Consider the following 24,472-nt stretch of genomic DNA (forward strand, 5'->3'; position numbering starts at 1 on the left):
CCACATTGGTTTTGCGCTATTTACAGGCTTTCTAGGATGTCGGCCATATCGTCCGCATGCTCTTCTTCCTGAGCCAGGATCTCTTCAAACAGACGGCGCGTGGTCGGATCCTTGTCACCGATGTACTGGATGATTTCGCGGTAGCTGTCCACCGCGATCCGCTCGGCCACCAGGTCTTCGTAGACCATTTCCTTCAAGCTGTTACCGGCCACGTATTGGGCATGGGAGTTCTTCGACAGCAGGTCCGGGTTGAACTCGGGCTCGCCGCCCAGCTGCACGATGCGTTCGGCGAGTTTGTCGGCGTGCTCGGCTTCCTGGGTGGCGTGTTCGAGGAATTCCTGCGCGGCGACGGCAGCTTTAACGCCGCTGGCCATGAAGTAGTGGCGCTTGTAGCGCAGCACACACACCAGTTCAGTGGCCAGGGAGCCGTTGAGCAGGCGGATGATCTCTTCGCGGTCGGCGTCATAGCCCTCGGTCACGGCACCGTTTTCGACGTTCTGGCGGGCGCGGCTGCGCAGGGTCGCAACGTCAGTCAAGTTTGCTTCAGTCATCTCAATCTCCTGGGGCTAATCCGGTTTTACGCCACGCTCTGTCGGCGTGATCGCTCCCAGTTGTGAGTCACGGGCGCAGCAAAAAGTTTTATTGGATTTGCCAGGCGTGTCATCAGCGCGTCGCCGGAATTGGGCTAGCCTGCCATCATCCTCTCTTGATCAAGGACGTTCGCTTCATGTCGCAGTCGTTAGCCACGCGTTATCCCTTGGTGCTGGTGCCCGGCATGCTGGGGTTCGTGCGCCTGGGGTTCTTCCCCTACTGGTACGGCATTGTCCCGGCACTGCGGGCGGGTGGGGCGCAGGTGTTTCCCATCCAGGTGGCGCCGCTGGACTCCAGCGAGGTGCGTGGCGAGCAGTTGCTGGCGCAGATCGAGCGGATTCGCCTTGAGACCGGCGCCGACAAGGTCAACCTGATCGGCCATAGCCAGGGCGCGCTGACCGCCCGTTATGCGGCGGCCAAGCGCCCGGAGTGGGTGGCGTCGGTGACGTCGGTGGCCGGGCCCAACCACGGTTCGGAACTGGCGGACCATATCCACGCCCATTATCCGGCCGACAGCGTGAAGGGCCGGCTGATGAGCGCGCTGTTTCATCTGGTTGCAACGGTGATGAGCCTGCTGGAAACCGGCTATCGCGGCCCGCGTTTCAAGGCGGACTTGCAGGCGTCCCACCATTCCCTGACCAGCGCAGGCGTGGCGCTGTTCAACCGCAAGTATCCCCAAGGGTTGCCGCATACCTGGGGCGGGCACGGGGCGGAGGTGGACAATGGCGTGCGCTACTACTCATGGTCCGGCACCTTGCAACCGGGCAAGACCGATCGCGGACGCAACCTGCTGGACGGGACGAATCGCAGCTGCCGATTGTTCGCCCGCAGCTTCGTGCGCGAGAAGGGCCAGTGCGACGGCATGGTCGGGCGCTGCAGCTCGCACCTGGGGCGGGTGATCGGCGATGACTACGCCCTGGACCACTTCGATATCGTCAACCAATCCATGGGCCTGGTCGGCAAGGGCGCCGAGCCGATTCGGTTGTTCGTCGAGCATGCCCAGCGCCTGAAGGCGGCCGGGGTTTAAGCCTGGCGGCGCACCGGCGTGGTCCAGCGCTCCGACAAAATCACCCCGCCCAAGGTCAGCAAACCGCCCACCAGGTGATACAACGCCAATTCTTCCCTGAGCACCACGGCCGCAATCAATGCGGTAATCAACGGCAGCAGGTTGAAAAACAACGTGGTGCGGCTGGGGCCCAGGGTCTTCACCGAGTGCATCCACGCCAGTGGCGCCAGCATCGAAGCCAGCAAGCATGCATAGAGCACCAGCGGAATATTCGTCCAGCCCAGGCCGGCTTTTGCCGAGAACAGAAACAGCGGAAACAGCACCACCACCGCCACCAGCACCTGCAGATACAGGAGCACCAGCGGCGGCAGGCGCAGTTGCCATTTTTTCAACAGGGTGCTGTAGACCGCGTACGCCAGGGTCGCGACCAGCATCATCGCATCGCCCAGGTTCACGCCGTGCTGCAGCAACGCGCCGAGGCTGCCGGCCGACACCACCACCACTACCCCTGCGAATGACAGCACCGCCCCCGTCAGTGCGCCCAAGGTCAGGCGCTGGCCCAGGCTGATGATGGCCGCCGTCAAGGCCATCAACGGCATCAACGACAGGATGATGCCCATATTGGTGGCGCTGGTCAGCGAGGCAGCGTAGTACGCCAGGCTCTGGTACACCGCCATGCCCAGCACGCCAAGGATGCCGATCTTGCCCAGGTTCGGGCGGATCAGCGGCCAGTGGGCGATGACCGGCTTGAGCATGAACGGCGTAAAGAGCAGGGCCGCCAGCAACCAGCGATAAAAGCCGATTTCAGCCGGGAAGATCGAACCCACGGCCAGTTTATTGACCACGGTATTGCCGGCCCAGATAAAGATGGCCAGCAGGGGATACGCGTATTGCATCGAAAGAAACCAGATGTGTTGATGAGCCAGGATTATCCCTTGTCTGGATCGAAGCCTATACTGCGATCCAGACAAACGACCTCTGTATCCAGACAATATGGCCCGACACACCGTACGCCTTGCGGATTTTGGCAGCCTGCCAAGCCCCGTGTACTTCCGTTACTCCGACTTTGCCCCCGACACGGAGTGCACCCCGCACCAGCATGTCTGGGGCTCGCTGGACTACTCCGCCAGTGGCGTAATGCGCATGGAAGTGGCCGGCAACCGCTTTATGTCGCCACCGCAGTACGCGGTGTGGATCCCACCCAATACCGAACACAGTTCCTACAATGCCCAGGCGATTGTCTACCGTTCGGTGGGCCTTTCACCGCAGCTTTGCGAGCAATTGCCCCAGCAGCCCTGCACCCTGGCGATCAGCGAAATCCTCAAGGCCATCCTTAGCGACTTCGCCCAGCGTGACGTCAACATCCCGCACTCCGACGCCGATATTCGCCTGGCCCAGGTGCTGGTCGACCAGCTCAGGCAGGCGCCGATCCACGAGGGTTTTTTGCCCTACGCCCGCCACCCCGGGCTGCTCGGCGTGTTGGAAGGCATGCAGGCCGACCCCGCTGACAATCGCCCCCTGGCGCACTGGGCCGACCAGGTGCATGTGAGCGAGCGCACCCTGGCGCGACAATTTGTGCGCGAGCTGGGCATGAGCTTCGGCGAATGGCGCCAGCGCCTGCGCTACCTCGCCGCCATCGAAGCCCTCGACAGCGAGCGCAGTGTGCAAAATGTGGCGTTTGACCTCGGCTACAGCAGCGCCTCGGCGTTTATCGCGATGTTCCAACGCCAGGCCGGCTGCACCCCGGAGCAGTACCGGCGGACGAATATTCGCAGCCGATGAAGATGTAACAAGGTTTGGCTACACTGCTGGGTAGGCCGTGCCTCCCGGCACGGTAACAGGGAGAAAACTCCATGAAGATGCTGCGTATTCTGCTGTTGATGATGGGCCTGCTGCTGTGTTCCCAGGGCTTTGCCGCCACTGCCCAGCAAAACAAGATGACCACCTGCAATGCCGAAGCCACTACCAAGACGCTCAAGGGCGACGAGCGCAAGGCTTTCATGAAAACCTGCCTGTCGGCGCCGGCAGCCAATGATGCGAAGACGCTCACCCCGCAACAGCAGAAGATGAAGGATTGCAATGCGTCGGCGAAAACCAAGGCGCTGACCGGCGATGCCCGCAAGACGTTCATGAGCACCTGCCTGAAGAATTGATAGCCCCAGGCCCCAGAAGGCTGCGACACTCGCACACAGCCCCTCTGTAGGAGCGAGCTTGCTCGCGAAGAACGCAATTACCCCGCGTTTATTCAGAATAAACGCGTTATCGTTGGCGACCTTCGCGAGCAAGCTCGCTCCTACACATCCTTTAACGCCGTTCGTTTTGAGGCTGTATGCCAACGTTTTCTCAGCGTCACGTGTTATTGCTGGCCAGCTACATCATCATTTTCGGCGGGTTGCTGCTGGTATTGCCGCTGAAATTGCTGCCCAGCCTGCTGGCCGGCCTGTTGGTCTATGAACTGGTCAACATGCTCACCCCCCAACTGCAACGGCTGATCGAAGGGCGCCGCGCGCGCTGGTTGGCGGTGGCCTTGCTCGGCACCCTGATCGTCAGCGTGCTGGCCCTGATCTTCGCCGGCGCCATCAGCTTCCTGCTTCATGAAGCGGAAAACCCCGGCGCCTCCCTGGATAAGTTCATGGGCGTAGTCGACCGCGCGCGCGGCCAACTGCCGCCGTTCCTCGATGCCTACCTGCCCGCCAGCGCCGCCGAATTCCGCGTGGCTATCGGCGACTGGCTGAGCAAGCACCTGAGCGAACTGCAACTGGTCGGCAAAGACGCCGCCCACATGTTCGTTACCCTGCTGATCGGCATGGTGCTCGGTGCGATCATCGCCCTGCAGCGGGTGCCCGACCTGACCAAGCGCAAACCCCTGGCCGCGGCGCTGTTCGACCGCCTGCACCTGCTGGTCCAGGCCTTTCGCAATATCGTCTTCGCGCAGATCAAGATCGCCGCGCTCAACACCGCCTTCACCGCCGTGTTCCTCGCCGTGGTGCTTCCGCTGTGCGGCATCCACCTGCCGCTGACCAAGACCCTGATCGTGCTGACCTTCCTGCTCGGCCTGTTGCCAGTGATTGGCAACCTGATGTCCAACACCCTGATCACCATCGTCGCGCTGTCGTTGTCGATCTGGGTGGCGGTGGCGGCGCTGGGGTATCTGATCGTGATCCACAAGGTCGAGTACTTCCTCAACGCGCGCATCGTCGGCGGGCAGATCAGTGCCAAGTCGTGGGAGTTACTCCTGGCGATGCTGGTGTTTGAAGCGGCGTTTGGTTTGCCGGGGGTGGTGGCGGGGCCGATTTACTATGCGTATCTGAAGAGTGAGCTGAAGCTCGGTGGTATGGTTTAAGGCGTGTGTTGCCTGGGCGGGCCCCATCGGGGGCAAGCCCCCTCCCACATTTACTGTGTCTACACCGGTCGACTTGTGAACACGGTCAGTGTGGGAGGGGGCTTGCCCCCGATGAAGTCGCCACGGTATTTCAGGTAAAACTCAGCAGCCGTAGCGCTTGCTCGCCTCGATCGCCAAACCACTGCCGATACTGCCGAAGATATTCCCCTCCACATGCCGGGCATTCGGCAGCATGGCCGAGATGCTGTGGCGCAGCGCCGGGATGCCGCTGGAACCGCCGGTGAAGAACACCGTGTCCACCTGGGCCACCTCCACGGAAGCGTCGGTGAGCAACTGCGTCACGCTGTTGCGCACGCGCTCCAGCAAGCCATCGATGGCCGACTCGAACAGTGCGCGGCTCAGGTCCACGCTCAACCCCGCTTCAACCCGGTCCAGCGGCACGTGGCGGCTGTCTTCGTGGGTGAGCTGGATCTTGGTCTCTTCCACTTCCATGGCCAGCCAGTGCCCGGCGCGCTGTTCGATCAGCTTGAACAGGCGATCGATGCCGCCGGTGTCTTCGATGTCATAGCGCATGCTGCCCAGGGCCAGCTGGGATTTCTGCGAGTACACCGAGTTGATGGTGTGCCAGGTCGCCAGGTTCATGTGGTGGCTGGTGGGCATGTAGGCACCGCTTTTCATGCGGCTGCCATAGCCGAACAGCGGCATCATGCCGGCCAGGGACAGTTGCTTGTCGAAGTCGGTCCCGCCGATGTGCACGCCGCCGGTGGCGAGGATGTCGTCCTGGCGGTTGTCGTTGTGGCGGCGCTCCGGGGACAGGCGCACCAGCGAGAAGTCGGACGTACCCCCGCCGATGTCGACGATCAGTACCAGCTCTTCCTTCTCGATGGTGGACTCGTAGTCGAACGCAGCGGCAATCGGTTCGTACTGGAACGAGATGTCCTTGAAACCGATCTTGCGCGCTACGTCGACCAGGGTGTTTTCGGCTTCCTGGTCGGCCATCGGGTCGTCATCGACGAAAAACACCGGGCGGCCCAGCACCACTTCTTCGAATTCGCGGCCGGCGGTGGCTTCGGCGCGGCTCTTGAGTTGGCCGATAAACAGCGCCAGCAGGTCGGTGAACGGCATCGCCGTGCCCAATACGCTGGTGTCGTGCTTGATCAACTTGGAACCCAGCAGGCTCTTGAGCGAGCGCATCAGCCGGCCTTCGTAGTTCTCCAGGTATTCGTGCAGGGCCAGGCGACCGTAGACCGGGCGGCGCTCCTCGAAGTTGAAGAACACCACCGACGGCAGGGTGATCTTGTCGTCCTCCAGCGCGATAAGCGTTTCCATGCCGGGGCGGATCCAGCCGACGGTGGAGTTGGACGTGCCGAAGTCGATACCGCAGGCACGGGCTGGGGATGGGTTTTTCATGTCTATCGGGTTCCGGTTGAAAAACGGCCGCGCAGTGTATGCCAGTCGAGGGCGGATGCGTAGGCCGACCATCCGTTAAATCGTGCTTGAAAGTTCAGCATTCGCCCCCACATCTGCTGCATACGGCAAGCGCCGATAACACTTTGACGCACCCCCAGGCCACAAGACTCAACAGGTGCAAACCAGCGCACGTTGTGCCCCGGGCTGTGCGATCTCGATTAACGATGGTGAACCGCCGATGGATTTCAAAGACTACTACAAGATTCTGGGTGTCGAGCCGAGCGCCGATGACAAGGAAATCAAGGCCGCCTATCGCAAGCTCGCGCGCAAATATCACCCGGACGTGAGCAAGGAAAAAGACGCCGAAGCCAAGTTCAAGGACGCGTCCGAAGCCTATGAAGCGCTTAAAAGCGCCGACAAGCGCGCCGAATACGACGAACTGCGCAAATACGGCCAGCATGGCCAGCCGTTCCAGGGCCCGCCAGGCTGGCAGAGCCGTGGCGGGTTTGGCGGTGGCCAGGGCACCGAGGATTTTTCCGACTTCTTCAGCTCGATCTTTGGCGGGCGTGGCGATGCCTTCGGTGGCGGCCAGCGCCGTCCAACCGGGCGTAAAGGCCAGGACGTGGAGATGCAGCTGTCGGTGTTCCTCGAAGAGACACTGTCCACCGAGTCCAAGCAGATCAGCTTCCAGGTGCCGCAATACGACGCCTCGGGCCGGCATGTCAGCAACACCACCAAGAGCCTGAACGTGAAGATCCCCGCCGGCGTGGCCGACGGTGAGCGTATTCGCCTCAAGGGCCAGGGCGCACCGGGTGTTGGCGGCGGGGCCAACGGTGACCTGTACCTGATCGTCAAGTTTGCGCCGCACCCGAAGTTCGAAGTGGATGGCGAAAACCTGATCATCAACCTGCCGCTGGCGCCGTGGGAGTTGGCGTTGGGCGCGGAAGTGGCCGTGCCGACCCTGACCGGCAAGATCAACCTCAAGGTGCCGGCCGGCAGCCAGAACGGCCAGCGCATGCGCGCCAAGGGCCATGGTTTGCTGAACAAGGCCGGGCAGCGCGGCTTCCTGTACGTGCAGCTCAAGGCGGTGATGCCGCCGGCAGGCGATGACGACGTGAAAGCGTTGTGGCAGGAGCTGGCAAAAAAAGCCGCGTTCAATCCGCGCGAGCAGTTCTAAGGGGATTTGTGGTGAGGGCACAAGCTCCCTCACCACAGGTTTCAAGTCAGAACAGGAAATACCGCTGCGCCATCGGCAACACATCCGCCGGCTCACACCACAGCAGCACCCCGTCGGCCTTGACCTGATAGGTCTGTGGGTCCACCTCGATGTCCGGCAGGTAATCGTTGTGGATCAGGTCGGTTTTCTGCACATCGCGACACCCTTTCACCACCCCAATCTGTTTCTTCAGGCCCAGGGCTTGCGGCAAGCCTGCGTCCAGGGCTGCCTGGCTGATAAAGGTCAGGCTGGTGGCATGCAATGAGCTGCCGAAACTGGCGAACATCGGGCGATAGTGCACCGGCTGCGGGGTGGGGATCGATGCATTGGCATCGCCCATCAGGCTGGACGCAATCGCGCCGCCCTTGAGGATCAGGGTCGGCTTGATGCCGAAGAACGCCGGGCGCCACAGCACCAGGTCAGCCCACTTGCCCACTTCGATGGAACCGACGATATGGCTGATGCCGTGGGTGATCGCCGGGTTGATGGTGTACTTGGCGATGTAGCGCTTGGCGCGGAAGTTGTCGTTGCCGGGGCCGTCACCGGGCAGGGCGCCGCGCTGTTTCTTCATCTTGTCGGCGGTCTGCCAGGTGCGCGTGATCACTTCACCGACGCGGCCCATGGCCTGGCTGTCGGAGCTGATCATCGAGAACGCGCCGAGGTCGTGCAGGATGTCTTCGGCGGCGATGGTCTCGCGGCGGATGCGGCTTTCGGCGAAGGCCACGTCTTCGGCAATGCTCGGGTCCAGGTGATGGCAGACCATCAACATGTCCAGGTGCTCGTCGATGGTGTTGCGCGTGAACGGCCGCGTCGGGTTGGTGGAGCTGGGCAGCACATTGGGAAAGCCGCAGGCCTTGATGATGTCCGGCGCGTGGCCGCCGCCGGCACCTTCGGTGTGGTAGGTGTGGATGGTGCGGCCCTTGAGCGCGGCCAGGGTGGTTTCGACAAAGCCGGATTCGTTGAGGGTGTCGCTGTGGATCGCCACCTGTACGTCGTACTGGTCGGCGACGCTCAGGCAGTTGTCGATGCTGGCGGGCGTGGTGCCCCAGTCTTCGTGCAGCTTCAAGCCGATGGCGCCGGCCTTGACCTGCTCGATCAACGGCTCGGGCAAGCTGGCGTTGCCCTTGCCGGTCAACCCTATGTTCATCGGGAACGAGTCGCTGGCCTGCAGCATGCGCGCCAGGTGCCAGGGCCCGGAGGTGCAGGTGGTGGCGTTGGTGCCGGTGGCCGGCCCGGTGCCGCCGCCGATCATGGTGGTGACGCCGCTGGTCAGCGCCTCTTCGATCTGCTGCGGGCAGATGAAATGCACGTGGGAGTCGATGCCGCCGGCGGTGAGGATCATGCCTTCGCCGGCGATCACTTCGGTGCTGGCGCCGATGGCCATGGTCACGCCGGGCTGGATATCCGGGTTACCGGCCTTGCCGATCGCGTGGATGCGGCCGTTCTTCAAGCCGACGTCGGCCTTGACGATGCCCCAGTGATCGATGATCAGCGCGTTGGTGATCAGGGTGTCGACGACTTCATGGGCGAGCAATTGGCTCTGGCCCTGGCCGTCGCGGATCACTTTGCCGCCGCCGAATTTCACTTCTTCGCCGTAGACGGTGAAGTCCTGCTCGACTTCGACGAACAGCTCGGTGTCGGCCAGGCGCACCTTGTCACCGACGGTGGGGCCGTACATGTCGGCGTAGGCTTGGCGGCTGATTTTCATGTGTGTGCCCTGAAATATTTGTGTTGAATGTGAAATCGCTATCGGGGGCAAGCCCCCTCCCACCTTTGGAATGCGTTCCCCTGTGGGAGGGGGCTTGCCCCCGATGAGGCCCTAAAGGTCGCCCATGATCCGCCCGGCAAACCCGAACACCCGCCGCCCGCCGCTCAAATCCACCAGCTCGACCTCACGGCTCTGCCCCGGCTCGAACCGCACCGCCGTGCCCGCCGGAATATTCAGGCGCATGCCGCGGCTCAATGGGCGGTCAAATGTCAGCGCGTCATTGGTCTCGAAAAAATGGTAGTGCGAACCCACCTGGATCGGCCGGTCGCCGCTGTTGGCCACGCTGAGGGTGACGGTGCGTCGGCCGACGTTGAGTTCGATCTCGCCAGGCTGGATCTGATATTCGCCAGGAATCATGCAGGTTGCCCCAGGGTCTTGAAGTAGATGGCGGTCGGGCTGTAGCGCCCGTCCGGGCTTTGGCAGTAGTCGGGCAGTTCACCGATCTTGGTGTAGCGCAGCGACTGGTAGAAGGCTTCGGCAGGCGAGCCGGCTTCGGTGTCCAGGTACAGCAGGCCGCGCTTGTGCTGACGCGCGGCGAGTTCCAGGGTGTTCATCAATTGTTGGCCCAGGCCGTGGCGCCGCGCGTTGCTGTGCACCAGCAGCTTTTGCACTTCGGCGCGGTTCAGGCCGTTGGCTTTCTGGCACAGCGCCAACTGTACGCTGGCGATCACCTGCTCATCGCGCACCACCACCCACAGCAACAGGCTGGCGTCTTCAATGCTCGCCTGTACCCCGTCCAGATAGGCACGGGCCTGGGCCTCATCGAAGTCGGCCATGAAACCCACCGACGCACCGTGCTTGACCGCATCCAGCAACAGCTCGATCAGGCCCCGACGGTAGTGGGCAAAACTTTCAGCATTGACTCGACGCAGTTGCGCGGCGTTCATCGAACTCACTCCTTGGGCGGTTGCGCGCCCGGATTCAATGTCAGTTGCATAAAGGTCAGGTCCAGCCAGCGGCCGAACTTGATGCCCACTTGGGGCATTTGCCCGGTGGTGACGAAACCCAGGCGTTCATGCAGGCGGATCGAGGCCAGGTTGCCGCTTTCGATGGCCGCCACCATTACGTGTTTGCCGCCACTGCGGGTGCGCTCGATCAGGGTTTGCATCAGGCGTGGGCCGAGGCCCTTGCCGCGCTGGTCGTTGCGTACGTACACCGAGTGTTCGACGCTGTAGCGAAAGCCTTCGAACGGGCGCCAGTCGCCGAATGAGGCGTAGCCGGTGACTTCATCGTTCTCCACTGCGACCAGGATCGGATAGCCCTGGGCCTGGCGTGCACTGAACCAGGCCTGGCGGTTGCCGAGGTCCACCGGTTGTTCGTTCCAGATTGCCGTGGTGTTGAGTACCGCGTCGTTGTAGATGTCGCGGATCGCCGGCAGGTCTTGCTCGGTTGCATCACGAATCATGGCCGTGCCTCACGCGATGGGTTGGTGGACGGTCACCAGCTTGGTGCCGTCGGGGAAGGTGGCTTCCACCTGGATATCCGGGATCATTTCCGGGATGCCTTCCATCACCTGTTCACGGCTGAGCAGGGTGGTGCCGTAGTGCATCAGGTCGGCCACGGTGCGGCCATCGCGGGCGCCTTCCATCAAGGCGGCGGAGATATAGGCGATGGTTTCCGGGTAGTTGAGCTTCACACCGCGCGCCAGGCGCCGTTCGGCGACTAAGCCGGCGGTGAAGATCAGCAGTTTGTCTTTTTCCCGTGGGGTCAGGTCCATGGTTCAGTCCGTCGTGAAATACATTCGTAAATACAGTGGAGATTAAGTGTGGGAGGGGGCTTGCCCCCGATAGGGCGGTATCAGGCAATACAGCTGCCACTGACCCACCGCTATCGGGAGCCGGCCCCCTCCCACCTGTTGATCTTCATGTGCTCCAGATTCGTGGTGCGACCGCCTCTCGCCCAAACATGGCGGGGCGTAACAATTTCCATAAATCAATCAACCACCCCCGCGCCAGCAGCGCTTCGCTGGCCAGGCAGCGGGCGACCAGCAAGCCGGGCAGTTGGGTCAGGTCGCCGCGCACGGCGTGGGGCAGGGCGCGGCAGTGTTCGAGTAATTCGGGCTCGATATCGCCGGTCACCAGCAGCGTGGCGAACACCGGTTGGCCATCCAGGCCGATGGGCGAGTCGAGCAGGCCATCGGCGCCCACAATGCGCTGGCGCTCGTGCCAGAGCAACTGGCCGTCGCGGCGGATATCCAGGTGCGATTGAAAGTGGCCCTGGTCGAAGCGCTCGCCACTGGCCGGGCGCCCCAGGGCGATCACGTCCCAGTAGAACAGCCGGGCATCGCCGTGCAGGTCGATGCGGGTGCTGAGTTCGGCCTGGGCGGCGCTGAACACGATGGTTTCCTGGGGCAGCCATTCCAGGGTCGCGCCGGCTTCCACGGTGAGATCAAGTTGCTGATACGCCGGGCCGCTGGCGCGATACCACTTCGCCGCGCCGGGGCTGGTCAATTGCGCCCAGGCACCCTCGGCGACATGGGCGCGGATGTCCAGGCGGTCGCCGCCGGCAATCCCGCCAGGCGGGTGCACGATGATGTGCTGGCACACCTCGGGGCCTTCGGCGTACAGGTGCTTTTGCACCCGCAGCGGGCCAAGGTGACGGCGCATCACCGGGCGCGTGGTGTCGCCGAAACGCGCGTAGCCGAGGTCCAGCTCGGCGTGCCAGCTGGGGGTGAACAGGGCAGGGGAAACGGGCAGGTTCATGGTTTCTTGTGCTTATCGTCAGGACGCTACAGGTTAGATGGTAACCAAACCGCGCACACCCTCAGTCTCCATATTTTCACCACGGCCCTGCTGCACGATTTCACCGCGCGACATCACCAGGTACTGGTCGGCCAGTTCGGCGGCAAAGTCGTAGAACTGCTCCACCAGCAGGATCGCCATATCGCCGCGCGCCGCGAGCTTCTTGATCACGGCGCCGATCTCCTTGATCACCGAGGGCTGGATGCCTTCGGTGGGCTCATCGAGGATCAACAGGCGCGGGCGGCTGGCCAGGGCGCGGCCGATGGCCAACTGTTGCTGCTGGCCGCCGGACAAATCGCCGCCACGTCGGTGCTTCATTTGCAGCAAAACCGGGAACAGTTCGTAGATAAACGCCGGCACTTCCTTGGCTTCGGAACCGGGAAAACGCGACAGCCCCATCAACAGGTTTTCTTCCACCGTCAGCCGCCCGAAAATCTCCCGGCCCTGGGGCACGTAGGCGATGCCGGCGTGCACGCGCTGGTGCGGCTTGAAGCCGGTGATGGCCTTGCCCTCCCAGTTCACCGCGCCTTCCTTGGCCGGCAGCAACCCCATCAGGCATTTGAGCAGGGTGGTCTTGCCCACGCCGTTACGGCCGAGCAGGCAGGTGACTTCGCCGATCTTCACGTCGAAGGACAGCCCGCGCAGGATGTGGCTACCGCCGTAGTACTGGTGCAGCTTGTCGACTTGCAGCATGTTCAGTTCTCCTTAGCGACCGAGGTAGACCTCGATCACCCGCTCATTTTCCTGCACCTGTTCCAGCGACCCTTCGGCCAGCACGCTGCCCTGGTGCAACACGGTGACGTGGTCGGCAATCGAGCCGACAAAGCCCATGTCGTGTTCCACCACCATCAACGAATGCTTGCCCGCCAGGCGCTTGAACAGTTCGGCGGTGAATTCGGTCTCGGCGTCGGTCATGCCCGCCACCGGTTCGTCCAGCAGCAACAGTTGCGGGTCTTGCATCAGCAGCATGCCGATTTCCAGGAACTGCTTCTGGCCGTGGGAGAGCAAGCCGGCGGGCCGATGCATTGAGGCGGTGAGGCGGATGGTATCGAGCACTTCATCGATTCCATCCTTTTGCTCGCCGCTCAGGCGCGCACGCAGGCTGGCCCACACTGACTTGTCGGTCTTCTGCGCCAGCTCCAGGTTTTCGAACACGCTCAGGGCTTCGAACACCGTGGGCTTCTGGAACTTGCGGCCGATGCCGGCCTGGGCGATCTGCACTTCGCTCATGCTGGTCAAGTCGAGGGTTTCGCCAAACCAGGCCTTGCCGTGGCTGGGCCGGGTCTTGCCGGTGATCACGTCCATCAGGGTGGTCTTGCCCGCGCCGTTGGGGCCGATGATGCAGCGCAATTCACCGACGCCGATGTACAGGTTCAAGTCGTTGAGCGCCTTGAACCCATCGAAGCTGACGCTGATATCTTCCAGGGTCAGGATGGTGCCGTGGCGGGTGTTCAGGCCGGTGCCTGCGGCCTGGCCGATGCCGATGGCATCGCGGCCGCTGCCCGCATCGAAAATAGGTTCGAGCATGACGTTCCTCATTTCTTCAACAGCCCGATAACGCCCTTGGGCAGGTACAGGGTGACGATGATGAACAGCGCCCCGAGGAAGAACAGCCAGTACTCCGGGAAGGCCACGGTGAACCAGCTCTTCATGCCGTTGACCACGCCGGCGCCGAGCAACGGCCCGATCAGCGTGCCACGCCCGCCCAGGGCCACCCACACGGCGGCTTCGATGGAGTTGGTCGGCGACATTTCACTCGGGTTGATGATGCCCACCTGCGGCACGTACAACGCGCCTGCCAGGCCGCACAGCACCGCGCTCAGCACCCACACGAACAGCTTGAAGCCGCGCGGGTCGTAGCCGCAGAACATCAGGCGGTTCTCGGCATCGCGCAGGGCGGTCAGCACCCGGCCGAACTTGCTCCGGGCCAGGCGCCAGCCGATGTACAGGCTCGCCACCAGCAGCACCACCGTGGCCACGAACAGCACGGCCCGCGTGCCCGGTTCGGTGATGCCGAAACCGAGGATGCTGCGGAAGTTGGTGAAGCCGTTATTGCCGCCGAACCCGGTCTCGTTGCGAAAGAACAACAGCATCCCGGCAAAGGTCAGCGCCTGGGTCATGATCGAGAAATACACGCCCTTGATCCGCGAGCGGAACGCGAAGAAACCGAACACCAGCGCCAGCACGCCCGGCGCCAGCACCACCAGGCACAGGGCCCAGAGGAAGTGCTCGGTGCCGACCCAATACCAGGGCAATTCGGTCCACGACAAAAACGTCATGAACGCCGGCAGCTCACTGCCTGCGGCCTGGCGCATCAGGTACATGCCCATGGCATAACCGCCGAGGGCAAAGAACAGGCCGTGGCCCAGGGACAACATCCCCGCGTAGCCCCACACCAGGTCCAGGGCCAGGGCGACAATGGCGTAGCAAAGGATCTTGCCCACCAGTGTCAGGGTGTAGGCCGATACATGCAGCGGGTTTTCCGGCGACAGCAGCGAACACAACGGCAGGGCCAGCAGCAGCAACAGCACCACCGCGCCGACTGCAATCGTCACCTGGGGGCCGGCCTTTTGCGTGGCCGTAAGCATCAATGGCTGGTTCATCAGTCGATCACCCGTCCTTTCAGTGCGAAGAGTCCCTGCGGGCGTTTCTGGATAAACAGAATGATCAGCGCGAGGATCAGGATCTTGCCGAGCACGGCACCGATCTGCGGTTCCAGGATCTTGTTGGCGATACCCAGGCCGAACCCTGCCATCACGCTGCCGGCCAACTGGCCGACGCCGCCGAGTACCACCACCAGGAACGAGTCGATGATATAGCTCTGGCCCAGGTCAGGGCCGACGTTGCCGATCTGGCTCAGCGCCACGCCGCCCAAGCCCGCGATACCGGAGCCCAGGCCAAACGCGAGCATGTCCACCCGCCCGGTGGGCACGCCGCAGCAGGCGGCCATGTTGCGGTTCTGGGTGACGGCGCGCACGTTGAGGCCCAGGCGCGTCTTGTTCAGCAGCAGCCAGGTGAGCACGACCACAAACAGCGCGAAGGCGATGATCACGATGCGGTTGTAGGGCAGCACCAGGTTGGGCAGCACCTGGATCCCGCCGGACAGCCACGCAGGGTTGGAGACCTCGACGTTCTGCGCACCGAACACCAGGCGCACCAGTTGGATCAGCATCAGGCTGATGCCCCAGGTGGCGAGCAGGGTTTCCAGCGGGCGTCCATACAGGTGACGAATCACCGTACGCTCCAGGGCCATGCCGATGGCGGCGGTGACGAAGAACGCCACCGGCAGTGCGATCAACGGGTAGAACTCGATGGCCTGGGGCACATAGCGCTGCATCAGCAGCTGCACCACGTAGGTGGAGTAGGCACCGAGCATCAGCATCTCGCCGTGGGCCATGTTGATCACGCCGAGCAGGCCGAAGGTGATCGCCAGGCCCAGGGCCGCCAGCAACAGGATCGAGCCCAGGGACATGCCGCTGAAGGCCTGGCCGAGGATCTCACCCAGCATCAGTTTGCGTTTGACCTGGGCCAGGCTGGTCTCGGCGGCGGTGTGCACGGCGGCGTCGGTTTCCACCCCGGGCTCCAGCAGCGCTTCGAGGCGCGTGCGGGCCAGCGGGTCGCCGGTACTGCCGAGCAGACGCACGGCGGCGAGGCGCACGGCCGGGTCGGTGTCGACCAGTTGCAGGTTGGCCAGGGCCAGGCTGAGGGCGGAGTGCACATCCTCGTTGGTCTCGGCGGCGACCTGCTGGTCGAGGAATTTGAGTTGCGCCGGTTGCGCGCTTTTTTGCAGGGTGCGTGCCGCGGCCAGGCGCACCTTGGGGTCGGCGGCGAGCAGTTGCTGGCTGGCCTGCACGTTGTCGATCAAGCCGCGCAGGCGGTTGTTCAGGCGTACGGTCCTGGTCTCGCCGTTGAGCGTGAGCTGGCCCTGTTGCAGGGCGTCCACCAACTCGATGCGCGCCGGATCGGGCTGGGCGGCCCAGTCCTGGAGGAGCTTGGCTTGTTGCGTCGGGTTGGCGGCCAGGAAGTCTTCGGCGTCGCCGGCATGGGCCGCCAAAGGCAGCAATAGCAGGGCCGTGAGGATGAAACGGTGCAGGGCAGTGGGCATACAAATTGTCCTGATCGTACGCGGTCAATTGTGGGAGGGGGCTTGCCCCCGATTGCGGTGCATCAGTCAGCACATGCAGTGCCTGACACTCAGCTATCGGGGGCAAGTCGAATCGTCGCACCGCCCCTCCCACATTTTTGATCTGTCGTGAGACTTAGTTGCTCTTCACCGCATAGTCCGGCTTCTTGTCATTGCCAGGAATGTACGGGCTCCACGGCTGTGCCCGGATCGGCTCCTGGGTCTGCCACACCACCGAGAACTGCCCGTCGGACTGGATCTCGCCGATCATCACCGGCTTGTGCAGGTGGTGGTTGGTCTTGTCCATGGTCAAGGTAAAGCCCGATGGCGCGGCAAAGGTCTGGCCGGCCAGGGCTTCGCGCACTTTGTCGACGTCGGTGGACTTGGCTTTCTCGGCTGCCTGCGCCCACATGTGGATGCCCACGTAGGTGGCTTCCATCGGGTCGTTGGTCACCGCTTTGTCCGCGCCTGGCAGGTTGTGTTTCTTCGCGTAGGCTTTCCAGTCGGCGACAAACTTCTTGTTCACCGGGTTCTCCACTGACTGGAAGTAGTTCCAGGCCGCGAGGTTGCCCACCAGCGGCTTGGTGTCGATGCCGCGCAGCTCTTCTTCACCCACGGAGAAGGCCACCACCGGTACGTCGGTCGCCTTCAAACCCTGGTTGGCCAGCTCCTTGTAGAACGGCACGTTGGAGTCGCCGTTCACGGTGGAAATCACCGCCGTCTTGCCGCCGGCGGAGAACTTCTTGATGTTGGCGACGATGGTCTGGTAATCGGCATGGCCGAACGGGGTGTAGACCTCTTCGATGTCCTTGTCCGCCACGCCTTTGGAATGCAGGAACGAGCGCAGGATCTTGTTGGTGGTGCGCGGGTACACGTAGTCGGTGCCGAGCAGGAAGAAACGCTTGGCGCTGCCGCCTTCTTCGCTCATCAGGTATTCCACCGCCGGGATCGCCTGCTGGTTCGGCGCCGCACCGGTGTAGAACACGTTCGGCGACATCTCTTCACCCTCGTATTGCACCGGGTAGAACAGCAGGCCGTTGAGCTCTTCGAACACCGGCAATACCGATTTGCGCGACACCGAGGTCCAGCAGCCGAACACCACGGCGACCTTGTCCTGGGTCAGCAGCTGCCGGCCCTTTTCCGCGAACAGCGGCCAGTTCGACGCCGGGTCCACCACCACCGGCTCAAGCATCTTGCCGTTCACCCCGCCCTTGGCGTTGATCTCGTCGATGGTCATCAGCGCCATGTCTTTGAGGGACGTTTCGGAGATGGCCATGGTCCCGGACAGCGAGTGCAGGATGCCGACCTTGATGGTCTCGGCGGCCTGCACGGTCCAGGTCAGGCCCATGGCGACAATGGAGGCGGACAGGGTGAAAGCCTTGATCAAGCTGCGACGCTTCATGGTGCGGTCTCCGTAAACGTTTAGTTTTTTTTGATAGGCCGATGTGAACGCTGAAGGGGTACTAGCAAGGGCTGTGCCCGATGGCGCAACGCCCGGTTTTGCGGGGGCTGGAGCCCGGTGCCTGGCGTTGGCGCACCAATGCGGAGCGTGCGGGCGTTGGCGGTGCAGGGGATGCGCCTAAAGAGTGCCGGGGGCCTCGATAACTATGCAGCGCCCTGCTGGCGGTTCAAGCGAGGACGCTTCTGCATGGCAAGCGTTGTGCGAGCCCGGTGCCCATGGGCACCGACGACGAACATGATCAAGGGAGTGTCATGCAAGAGCATTTATCCAGAGAGGAGCGCGCGGCAGCGAGGGGCCTTCGATATACCCTCAGCCCTGGGTTTATCAGTGCCGACGATGCTGCACGCTATGTGCACGAGCGCATTGGCGACAAGCGCGACCGCGAGTACGGCAGTGTCATTCTCCAGCGCCTGGCCGATAGCAAAGTGTTTGCCACCGAGCCGATTCCCGGCAAGGCGGCGACGTTCGACTTTTCGCTGTTGCTGGAGCGCGGGGCGCAGAACGAGTTCCTCGATCCCGCGGGCTACAAACTGGTGGGCGGGGTGCATTCTCACCCTGACCAGTTTGCCCAGCTCAAGGCCCTCAATCCCGGTTATCGGGACCGCCAGGTGCGTATCTTCAACAGCTTTTTTTCCACCCGCGATGTGGTCTTCAACCACTACGAAGGGCGTGCGTTCGGCACCGCCTACTTGTCGGGCCCCCAGGGCGTATTGCTCAAGTACCAGCCGGGTTTTTCCGAGGCCGAGCGCAAGTTTGTCGACTGGATCGACGACGTCAGTACAGCCGTGCCCGCCGATGGTCACGATGGCACGCTCGAAGGCTTTATAAAAAAAGTGGCGTCGGTAGGCCGCCTGTCGTTGCTGGTCGCCAGCGATGACTGGGGCGGGGTGCCCGGTGTCATCGATCAGCGCTGGCGGCCCTATCTGCCATTGAACAGCGGCCAGCCCACCATCGCCTGCGGGGCGGTGTATCCCGAGGTCACACAGGCGCTCAACGCCGTGCAGGCGCGCATGCGGCGGATGCCCAATGTCAGCCAGATGGCCCTGCTGCTCAAGCATGAGCTGCGCGATGAATTCGCCGCCACCCAGCCCTTCGTACTCAGCAGTGCCGAGCAGTTGCCCGCCGACAACCACCTGCCTTTGCTGGCGGGCGGGCCACCCTTGCCGGAGGGCTTTCACCTGCAGGGTTTCTTCTATCTGTCGCGGCCGGTGCCGGCGCAGTTTCCGACGGTGGAGCCGTGGCTGTACCAGCAGTTCTTCAGCCCGCGAGAGCTGGCGGCCTACATCGCCAAGGCCCGCCGCTACATGCATACGGCGCCCTCCGTGCTGGGCATCTCGCTGTACCTGCGCACCAAGGACAATGCCTTGCTGCGCTACCGGTTCAGCGGCTCACCGGCGGAAACGCGATTGTTCACCACCGATGAGCCCGGCCTTGACCTGGCCCTCGCGGCGGGAACCCTGACCCCGCGCCAGTTTGTGAAACAGGTGGCCGAAGCCGGTGAGTTGAGCGTCGAACAGACCAGCCCGCTGTGGGACGTGGAAGGCGTGGTCGAGAACAACTGGACGCCCTATGCACGCTTCCCGTTCAAGCAGGCCAGCCTCGGCCAGGCGTTTTCGTCGGCCGACAAGGCCGCACAGTTTGCCCATGCGCAGGTGGGCGAGCGCCGTGACCGCGCCTATGTGGCGCTGATTCTGAAGCACCCCGACCAGCACTTTGTACTGACGCAATTGCTGCAGGCGGGCACCAACCCTTATGGGTTCCAGGGGTTCTATCCGTGGGACGCTTACAGCAAACAGTTGGCGTTGCCCGGTGGTTATCAACTGCACGCCTGGTTCGGCTCGCACATGGCGTTGTCATGGGAGAACCTCGATGCCGACTTCAAGACGAAGTGGACCCGCGACGATGCCAGTGTCTACTTCCAGGGCTTTACTGACGTCGAGGCCCACAGGATTCATCAACTGCGCGTGCCGGGCTACCTCTCCGGCGCTGCAGACAGCCTGCTTGTGCTGGAGCCGGAAGGGGCGGACCAGGCCGCATTCACGCGATTGTTCGCGCCGGCGCCGGGCGGCAGCCTGATTGCCAGAGACCTGGCGGACGGTACCTATGCGCCTGCCGAAGGCGTGCGCAAGTTGGCTGGGGTCAGTCGCCTGCGGGTGGTCCTGGGCAATGCGCTATGGGGGCCGCCTGGCGCCATTGACCGGCACTGGCGAGCGTTTGCCGCTGCGCCGTCCCTGCCGAGCGCCGCGACCGCCGTGGCTTCCCTGCCGGCCTTGAGCCCGGCGTTTGTGTCTGCGGATGATGCGGCACTGTGGGCTCACCGGCGTATCGGGACGCGACGCGAGCGTGAGTTCGGTGGAGTCATCCTGAAAAAGCCTGGCGGGCATTTCTTTGCCACCGAGCCGCAAGTCAGCACCGGCGTGCGGTTCGACTTCCTCACCCTCCTGGGCACGGATGATCGCGCCCGGTTCATTGCTCCGCCCTCTTATGAATGCCAGGGCTTCTACCGTTCCTATCCGGCCGAGCCTGGCGAGGTGGAGCGCTACAACCCGGGCTTCAACCCGGACCAGGTTGCGCTGACCGGCAGCTTCTTCTCGAATGCCGATCAGGTGTTTGCCCTGTCCCACCGTGATTTCACCCCGGTGCATTATCTGTCCGGTCCTGACGGCGCATTGCTCAAGTACACGAGCAGCGGTTCCCAGGCCGAACAATCCCTGTTGCGGCAGTTGACGGGGATCGAGCCGGCGCAGCCTCTCACCGCGTTCGAGGGGGCGGTGTGGAACCTGGCGCAGGCCGGGGACCTGCGGGTCGTGGTGGGCAGCAAGGTCTGGGGTGGGGTGCGGGGGCGTGTGCTGCACGGCTGGACCCTGGGCAGCCCTGTCACCTCGGTGCAGGACCTGCCGTTTTTTACCCCGCTGCTGTCGATGGGGCACAGCGCGGTGCTGGTCGCCCTGAGCAGCGTCGACTTGCTGGGGCAGGCGGCGGTGGGCGTGGTGCTGAAACACCGTACCACCTCGAATTACATCGCTACGTTGCCGGCGCCGTTGGGGACGACCCTGGACAGTCTGTTTCCCGTGGGGGACCGCGGTGAGCCAAGGCTGGTGCCGAATTATCGCCTGGTGGGCCTCTACCACGCCCAGCCGGCCCAGGCGCCGGAGCGCCTTCCGCCCAAGGAGGCGTGGCTGTACAAGCGGTTTGCTACGCCGCCGTTGCTGGTGGACGCCATGAGGCAAGCGATCGCCAGCACCGGTATCCAGCTCGCTGAGCTTGGTCTCAAGCTGTATCTGCGCACCGCTGATAACGCTTTGCTGCACTGGCAGGTGCCGAGTGCCTCGTCTGCCAACGAGCTGTTTGTCGTCGACGGCCAAACCGTGACCGACAACGGCAATGAAGCGGCCTTGCTCGACGGCACGTTGTCGCCGCGGGACTTCGTGCGCCGAGTGATTCGCGCGGGCGCGTTGTCGGTGGTCCAGCAAGGCGGCCTGTGGAACACCCTCGGGCCGTTGTATGACAGCGAGCACTTGCCGCTCGGTTCAGGCGCGCTGCCCTTGAGCGGGATGTTCCTGACCGCGGACGACGCCGCGCGGCATGCCCATGAACGCATCGGCGTTCGCCGCAGCAATGCCTATGCCGGGTATGTCCTCAAGCGGGACGATGGGCGATTTGTATTCACTGAGCCGGTGGCCATTTCCGGCGACGGCTTCGCCTCCGACCTGCTGCGCCCTGCCAACGGCAGTGCTTATCTGGTGCCGCCTGCGGGCCATCAGCTGTATGCGCGCTACAGTTCGCATACCGCGTTATCCGTGGCTGACCTGGAACGCCAGCGGCGTCTTGGCTGGACGCTGGCCGATCTGGAAGTCAACGCCACGCTGTTCTCCGATGTGGAGATCCGTTCGGTGATCGAGTCGCGGCTGCCGGCCTATCTGAGCGGTTCGCCGAATAACCTGATCAGCTATCGCCCCAGTGGCTCGGCCAATGAGCTGCTGGTACTGAGCAATACCCGGCGCGAAGCAGGCCAGCATGGCTATTTCGAGCGGTTGGAGAGCGGCCGGCTCAAGCCGGTGGACATCGTCGCCCGGCTGGCCGATGCCGGCACCTTGAGCGTGCTGGTGCGCAGCGCGTTGTGGGGGCCGCGCGGCCGGGTCTACAACGACTGGACGCCCAACTTCGACTACGCCGAAGTCGATCTGCAGGCACCGGCGTTCGGCGCGATCTTCGACAGTCTCGATGCCGCGGCACTCAATGCCCATGTGCGCTGGTACGGCAGGAACCTGGATGCGCAACGCTGCACGGCGTACATCCTCAAGCATCCGCAGCGCGATGAGTTTGTGGTCAGTGAACTGCTGGCGATCACCTCCGGCGGGCGTTGGTTGAGTGACTCCTCCAGGGGCGTCGGTTATCTGGCCGGTGGCGAATTCGCCAAGGGGTTCGAGCTGGCCGGCCTGCTGTTTTCGCAGCAATGGGTGCCGGCGGGATTGCCCACCCCCGAGGCCTGGCTGGCACGGTTCTTCATCACCCCCGAGGTGCTGCTGCGCGCCGAACAGGATGCCCGGCATCTGCCGCGCCCGGCAGCCACTGCGATACTGCCGGTGTATGTGTCGACACACGATGGCGCCTTGTTGCGCTACCAACCTCCGGCATCCTCCCTGCTCAAGGAGGCCACCGACGGCACGGGCGTGATCATCGCCGGGATGAACCTGCACAACGGGACGCTGGACGTCCAGCGCTATGTGTCACAGGTCGCCCAGCCTGCGGACCTGCGGGTGCTCTACACCAGCCAGTGCTGGGACCGCCGGGGAGCGGTAGGCCAGGGTGGCGTGGCCTGGCGCCCCTACGCCAACTTCATCCGCCGTCGCCTGGGCCCGGCCTTTCATTCCCAGGACGATGCGGCCCGGCACGTCCGTTCGCTGCTGCAGGGCAATGGTCTGCTGGGCGGGTTGATTCTGCAGCGTCCCGATGGCCTGTTTGTCGCCACCGAACCGCTCAAGGTGCCCCAGGAAGACTTCGACCCCAAGTGGATTTTCCCGGATGAGGTGGTCAGTACCGGTGGCTTCCCGGCGGCCCATACGGTGGTTGCACGTTACCGCTCCAGCCCGGCCCGGGAGTTGCCCTTCGTACTCGAACTGGCGCAGGCCGGCCTCTATCGCAACATGCTGTCCACCCGCGTGATTTCTTCGGCCCTCGCAGGCCAGGACGCACGCCTGAACCGCGAGTACCTGCTGGGTTCCGATGGCTGTGTGGTGAGCTACACACGCAGCCACTCCGCGCTGGAGGAAGCGCTGAGAAAACAGCTTTTGCCCCTCGACGAGACACGACGCGATCGCCTGGAAAACCTGCTCGAACGTCAGATTCGCAACGCCGCGCTGGCGCCTGGCGAATTTGTCACGCGCTTGGCCAATGCGGGTGTCTTGCGGGTGGTGGAGGGCAGCCCGACGTGGGGCACGCCACGCCGGATCCTTGGCGCCTTCATCGTCAATAGCGACCGCCCCGCGCCATTGGCGATCCGGAACGCACTGGCAGACCCGGCGTTCAGCCCGCTGTTCACCCAGGAGCAGGACGCGGTGCGGTATGCCCATCAGCATCGTCGGCATGGCGAACACCTGCAGTTCGGCTACGTGTTCAAATCGCAGAAAAACGGGCACTACATGGTCAGCATGCCGCTGGTGCGCCAGAGTTATCGTGACTTTGCGCAAGTCTTTCCCGACGGTCTTTTCCCCCAGGGCTATGGGCTGGAAGGCTTCTACCTGTGTGCCAGCAGCGACAGCGTCACGCCGGCCACCGATTCGCTGCACCAGGCATTTTTTTCGCCCACGGACATGGACATCGGCATCCGCTTCTCGATTCACGGAATCAGGGGCAAGCAACTCACGTTTTACCTGTCATGCGCGGATGGTGCCCTGCTCAGGTATCAATACCTGGGCACGGATGCGCAGCTGGATTCGTGGGGCACGCTGCTTGAAACACGGCAGCAGTTGCGCGCGGGCCGGATGACCCTGCTCAGTTACGTCCATCGCCTGCTCGACAAAGGGGTCCTGGATACGCTGGTCCGAGGCGAGGTCTGGACCACGCGCAATCGTGTCGATACGTTCTGGAAGCCCGGTGTCGATGAGGTGTTTGTGCCGCCTTGGCGTGCGGCCTGCGGTCCGGTTTTTTCCGATGGGGATGATGCCGCGCGCTATCTCCGGCGCCAGCTTTCGCCGTATCAGGGCAAACAGTACCTCTCGGCGATACTTGCCAACGCGGCGGGCACGTCGTTCCTGGCCACCTTGCCGGTAGCGGCCGGGGCCGACCAGTCGCTGATTCTGCGCCTGTTCTACAGCGGGCCGCTGGGCCCTGTACAACCGGCGGTGCCGCCAGCGCCCCTGCCGGACTTTCCGCAGCCATATGCGGTTGCGGGTGTCCATCTGCTCTACAACAGCATGCCGGCCACCGACAGCCGGGCGCCGAAAGATATCGCCCTGACGCGTCATTTCGTGGCGCCGACCTTCCTGAGCTATTTCATCAGGGTGTTGCGCGGGCTGTCGCGGCCGTCGCCGGGTCTGTATCTGTCGAGCCAGGCCGGGGCGTTGTTGAAGTACCTGCCCAGTTATTCGGCGCAGGAAAGCCGGGTCCTGGTGGGCGGTCCCGACGTGTATCCCACCGTGTTCCTGAAGGGCGTGGCCAGGACCGGCAAGCTGTTTGTGCTGGACAAGGACGACTTCTGGATGAACGAGGGGCTACTGTCCGAGCAGCAAGTGGAGCGCTCCAATGGCCTGGAAGTCGCCGTGCCCGAGGTCGACGAACCGCTGAGCCTGCGCGACCGCGACGAGCTGTAA

Annotated in this window: 20 protein-coding genes; 6 read left to right on the forward strand and 14 right to left on the reverse strand. The window is 63.4% G+C overall.

Annotated features, from left to right (window positions below; translation table 11 throughout):
• Positions 1-20: 20 nt before the first annotated feature.
• Entirely contained in the window at positions 21-551 is a 531-nt protein-coding gene (locus J1N02_RS16485; RefSeq protein ID WP_027607715.1) for a ferritin-like domain-containing protein, read from the reverse strand.
• Between the two features lie 176 nt (positions 552-727).
• On the opposite strand from J1N02_RS16485, the gene J1N02_RS16490 reads away from it, so the two are divergent.
• Positions 728-1,618, forward strand: a complete 891-nt coding sequence (locus tag J1N02_RS16490; protein ID WP_027607716.1) for an esterase/lipase family protein — start codon at positions 728-730, stop codon at positions 1,616-1,618.
• Here the strand turns inward: J1N02_RS16490 and J1N02_RS16495 are convergent.
• The gene (locus J1N02_RS16495; RefSeq protein ID WP_027607717.1) at positions 1,615-2,493 is read right to left on the reverse strand and encodes a DMT family transporter; all 879 of its coding nucleotides are present in this window, start codon (positions 2,491-2,493) and stop codon (positions 1,615-1,617) included. The two genes, J1N02_RS16490 and J1N02_RS16495, sit on opposite strands and share 4 nt — an antisense overlap.
• Positions 2,494-2,590: 97 nt before the next feature.
• Here J1N02_RS16495 and J1N02_RS16500 point away from each other — a divergent pair, with 97 nt between their 5' ends.
• The 3 genes from J1N02_RS16500 (at position 2,591) to J1N02_RS16510 (ending at position 4,940) form a co-directional block, all read left to right on the forward strand.
• Positions 2,591-3,379, forward strand: coding sequence for an AraC family transcriptional regulator (locus J1N02_RS16500; protein ID WP_098480468.1), 789 nt, complete (start codon positions 2,591-2,593; stop codon positions 3,377-3,379).
• Between the two features lie 71 nt (positions 3,380-3,450).
• On the forward strand, positions 3,451-3,750 hold the full coding sequence (locus tag J1N02_RS16505; RefSeq protein WP_421147490.1) for a PsiF family protein: 300 nt from the start codon (positions 3,451-3,453) through the stop codon (positions 3,748-3,750).
• Positions 3,751-3,926: 176 nt separating this feature from the next.
• Entirely contained in the window at positions 3,927-4,940 is a 1,014-nt protein-coding gene (locus J1N02_RS16510) for an AI-2E family transporter (protein WP_027607720.1), read from the forward strand.
• A gap of 141 nt (positions 4,941-5,081) precedes the next feature.
• Here J1N02_RS16510 and J1N02_RS16515 read toward each other — a convergent pair whose 3' ends face one another.
• Positions 5,082-6,350 carry an Hsp70 family protein gene (locus J1N02_RS16515; RefSeq protein ID WP_027607721.1) on the reverse strand — a complete coding sequence of 423 codons (1,269 nt, stop codon included), beginning with the start codon at positions 6,348-6,350 and terminating at the stop codon, positions 5,082-5,084.
• A gap of 238 nt (positions 6,351-6,588) precedes the next feature.
• Between J1N02_RS16515 and J1N02_RS16520 the strand changes: the two genes are divergently transcribed.
• On the forward strand, positions 6,589-7,527 hold the full coding sequence (locus tag J1N02_RS16520; protein ID WP_027607722.1) for a DnaJ C-terminal domain-containing protein: 939 nt from the start codon (positions 6,589-6,591) through the stop codon (positions 7,525-7,527).
• 46 nt (positions 7,528-7,573) lie between these two features.
• Here J1N02_RS16520 and ureC read toward each other — a convergent pair whose 3' ends face one another.
• The 11 genes from ureC to urtA all read right to left on the reverse strand — a co-directional run bounded on the left by ureC (position 7,574) and on the right by urtA (position 17,600).
• Positions 7,574-9,274 carry an urease subunit alpha gene (gene ureC, locus J1N02_RS16525; RefSeq protein ID WP_027607723.1) on the reverse strand — a complete coding sequence of 567 codons (1,701 nt, stop codon included), beginning with the start codon at positions 9,272-9,274 and terminating at the stop codon, positions 7,574-7,576.
• 111 nt (positions 9,275-9,385) lie between these two features.
• The gene (locus J1N02_RS16530) at positions 9,386-9,691 is read right to left on the reverse strand and encodes an urease subunit beta (protein WP_027607724.1); all 306 of its coding nucleotides are present in this window, start codon (positions 9,689-9,691) and stop codon (positions 9,386-9,388) included.
• A complete protein-coding gene (locus tag J1N02_RS16535; protein ID WP_027607725.1) occupies positions 9,688-10,221 on the reverse strand; it encodes a GNAT family N-acetyltransferase in 534 nt (177 codons plus the stop codon). Before J1N02_RS16535 ends, J1N02_RS16530 begins: the two co-directional genes overlap by 4 nt.
• Positions 10,222-10,226: 5 nt before the next feature.
• Positions 10,227-10,739 (reverse strand): GNAT family N-acetyltransferase, encoded by a 513-nt coding sequence (locus J1N02_RS16540; RefSeq protein ID WP_421147491.1) that lies wholly within the window; start codon positions 10,737-10,739, stop codon positions 10,227-10,229.
• Positions 10,740-10,748: 9 nt separating this feature from the next.
• Positions 10,749-11,051: an urease subunit gamma gene (gene ureA, locus J1N02_RS16545; protein WP_003171437.1), complete on the reverse strand. Its 303-nt coding sequence runs from the start codon at positions 11,049-11,051 to the stop codon at positions 10,749-10,751.
• A 145-nt stretch (positions 11,052-11,196) separates the two neighbouring features.
• Positions 11,197-12,036, reverse strand: coding sequence for an urease accessory protein UreD (locus tag J1N02_RS16550; protein ID WP_421147492.1), 840 nt, complete (start codon positions 12,034-12,036; stop codon positions 11,197-11,199).
• Between the two features lie 33 nt (positions 12,037-12,069).
• Positions 12,070-12,768 carry an urea ABC transporter ATP-binding subunit UrtE gene (gene urtE, locus J1N02_RS16555; RefSeq protein ID WP_098480466.1) on the reverse strand — a complete coding sequence of 233 codons (699 nt, stop codon included), beginning with the start codon at positions 12,766-12,768 and terminating at the stop codon, positions 12,070-12,072.
• A gap of 12 nt (positions 12,769-12,780) precedes the next feature.
• The gene (gene urtD / locus J1N02_RS16560) at positions 12,781-13,614 is read right to left on the reverse strand and encodes an urea ABC transporter ATP-binding protein UrtD (RefSeq protein WP_043293781.1); all 834 of its coding nucleotides are present in this window, start codon (positions 13,612-13,614) and stop codon (positions 12,781-12,783) included.
• Positions 13,611-14,678 (reverse strand): urea ABC transporter permease subunit UrtC, encoded by a 1,068-nt coding sequence (gene urtC / locus J1N02_RS16565; protein ID WP_065940909.1) that lies wholly within the window; start codon positions 14,676-14,678, stop codon positions 13,611-13,613. Before urtC ends, urtD begins: the two co-directional genes overlap by 4 nt.
• Positions 14,678-16,180 (reverse strand): urea ABC transporter permease subunit UrtB, encoded by a 1,503-nt coding sequence (gene urtB / locus J1N02_RS16570; protein ID WP_146478280.1) that lies wholly within the window; start codon positions 16,178-16,180, stop codon positions 14,678-14,680. The genes urtC and urtB overlap by 1 nt, the downstream gene beginning before the upstream one ends.
• A gap of 154 nt (positions 16,181-16,334) precedes the next feature.
• The gene (urtA, locus tag J1N02_RS16575; RefSeq protein ID WP_027607732.1) at positions 16,335-17,600 is read right to left on the reverse strand and encodes an urea ABC transporter substrate-binding protein; all 1,266 of its coding nucleotides are present in this window, start codon (positions 17,598-17,600) and stop codon (positions 16,335-16,337) included.
• A gap of 311 nt (positions 17,601-17,911) precedes the next feature.
• Between urtA and J1N02_RS16580 the strand changes: the two genes are divergently transcribed.
• The gene (locus J1N02_RS16580) at positions 17,912-24,472 is read left to right on the forward strand and encodes a hypothetical protein (RefSeq protein ID WP_421147493.1); all 6,561 of its coding nucleotides are present in this window, start codon (positions 17,912-17,914) and stop codon (positions 24,470-24,472) included.

The organism is Pseudomonas sp. NFX5 (assembly GCF_049132125.1).
GTDB lineage: Bacteria > Pseudomonadota > Gammaproteobacteria > Pseudomonadales > Pseudomonadaceae > Aquipseudomonas > Aquipseudomonas marginalis.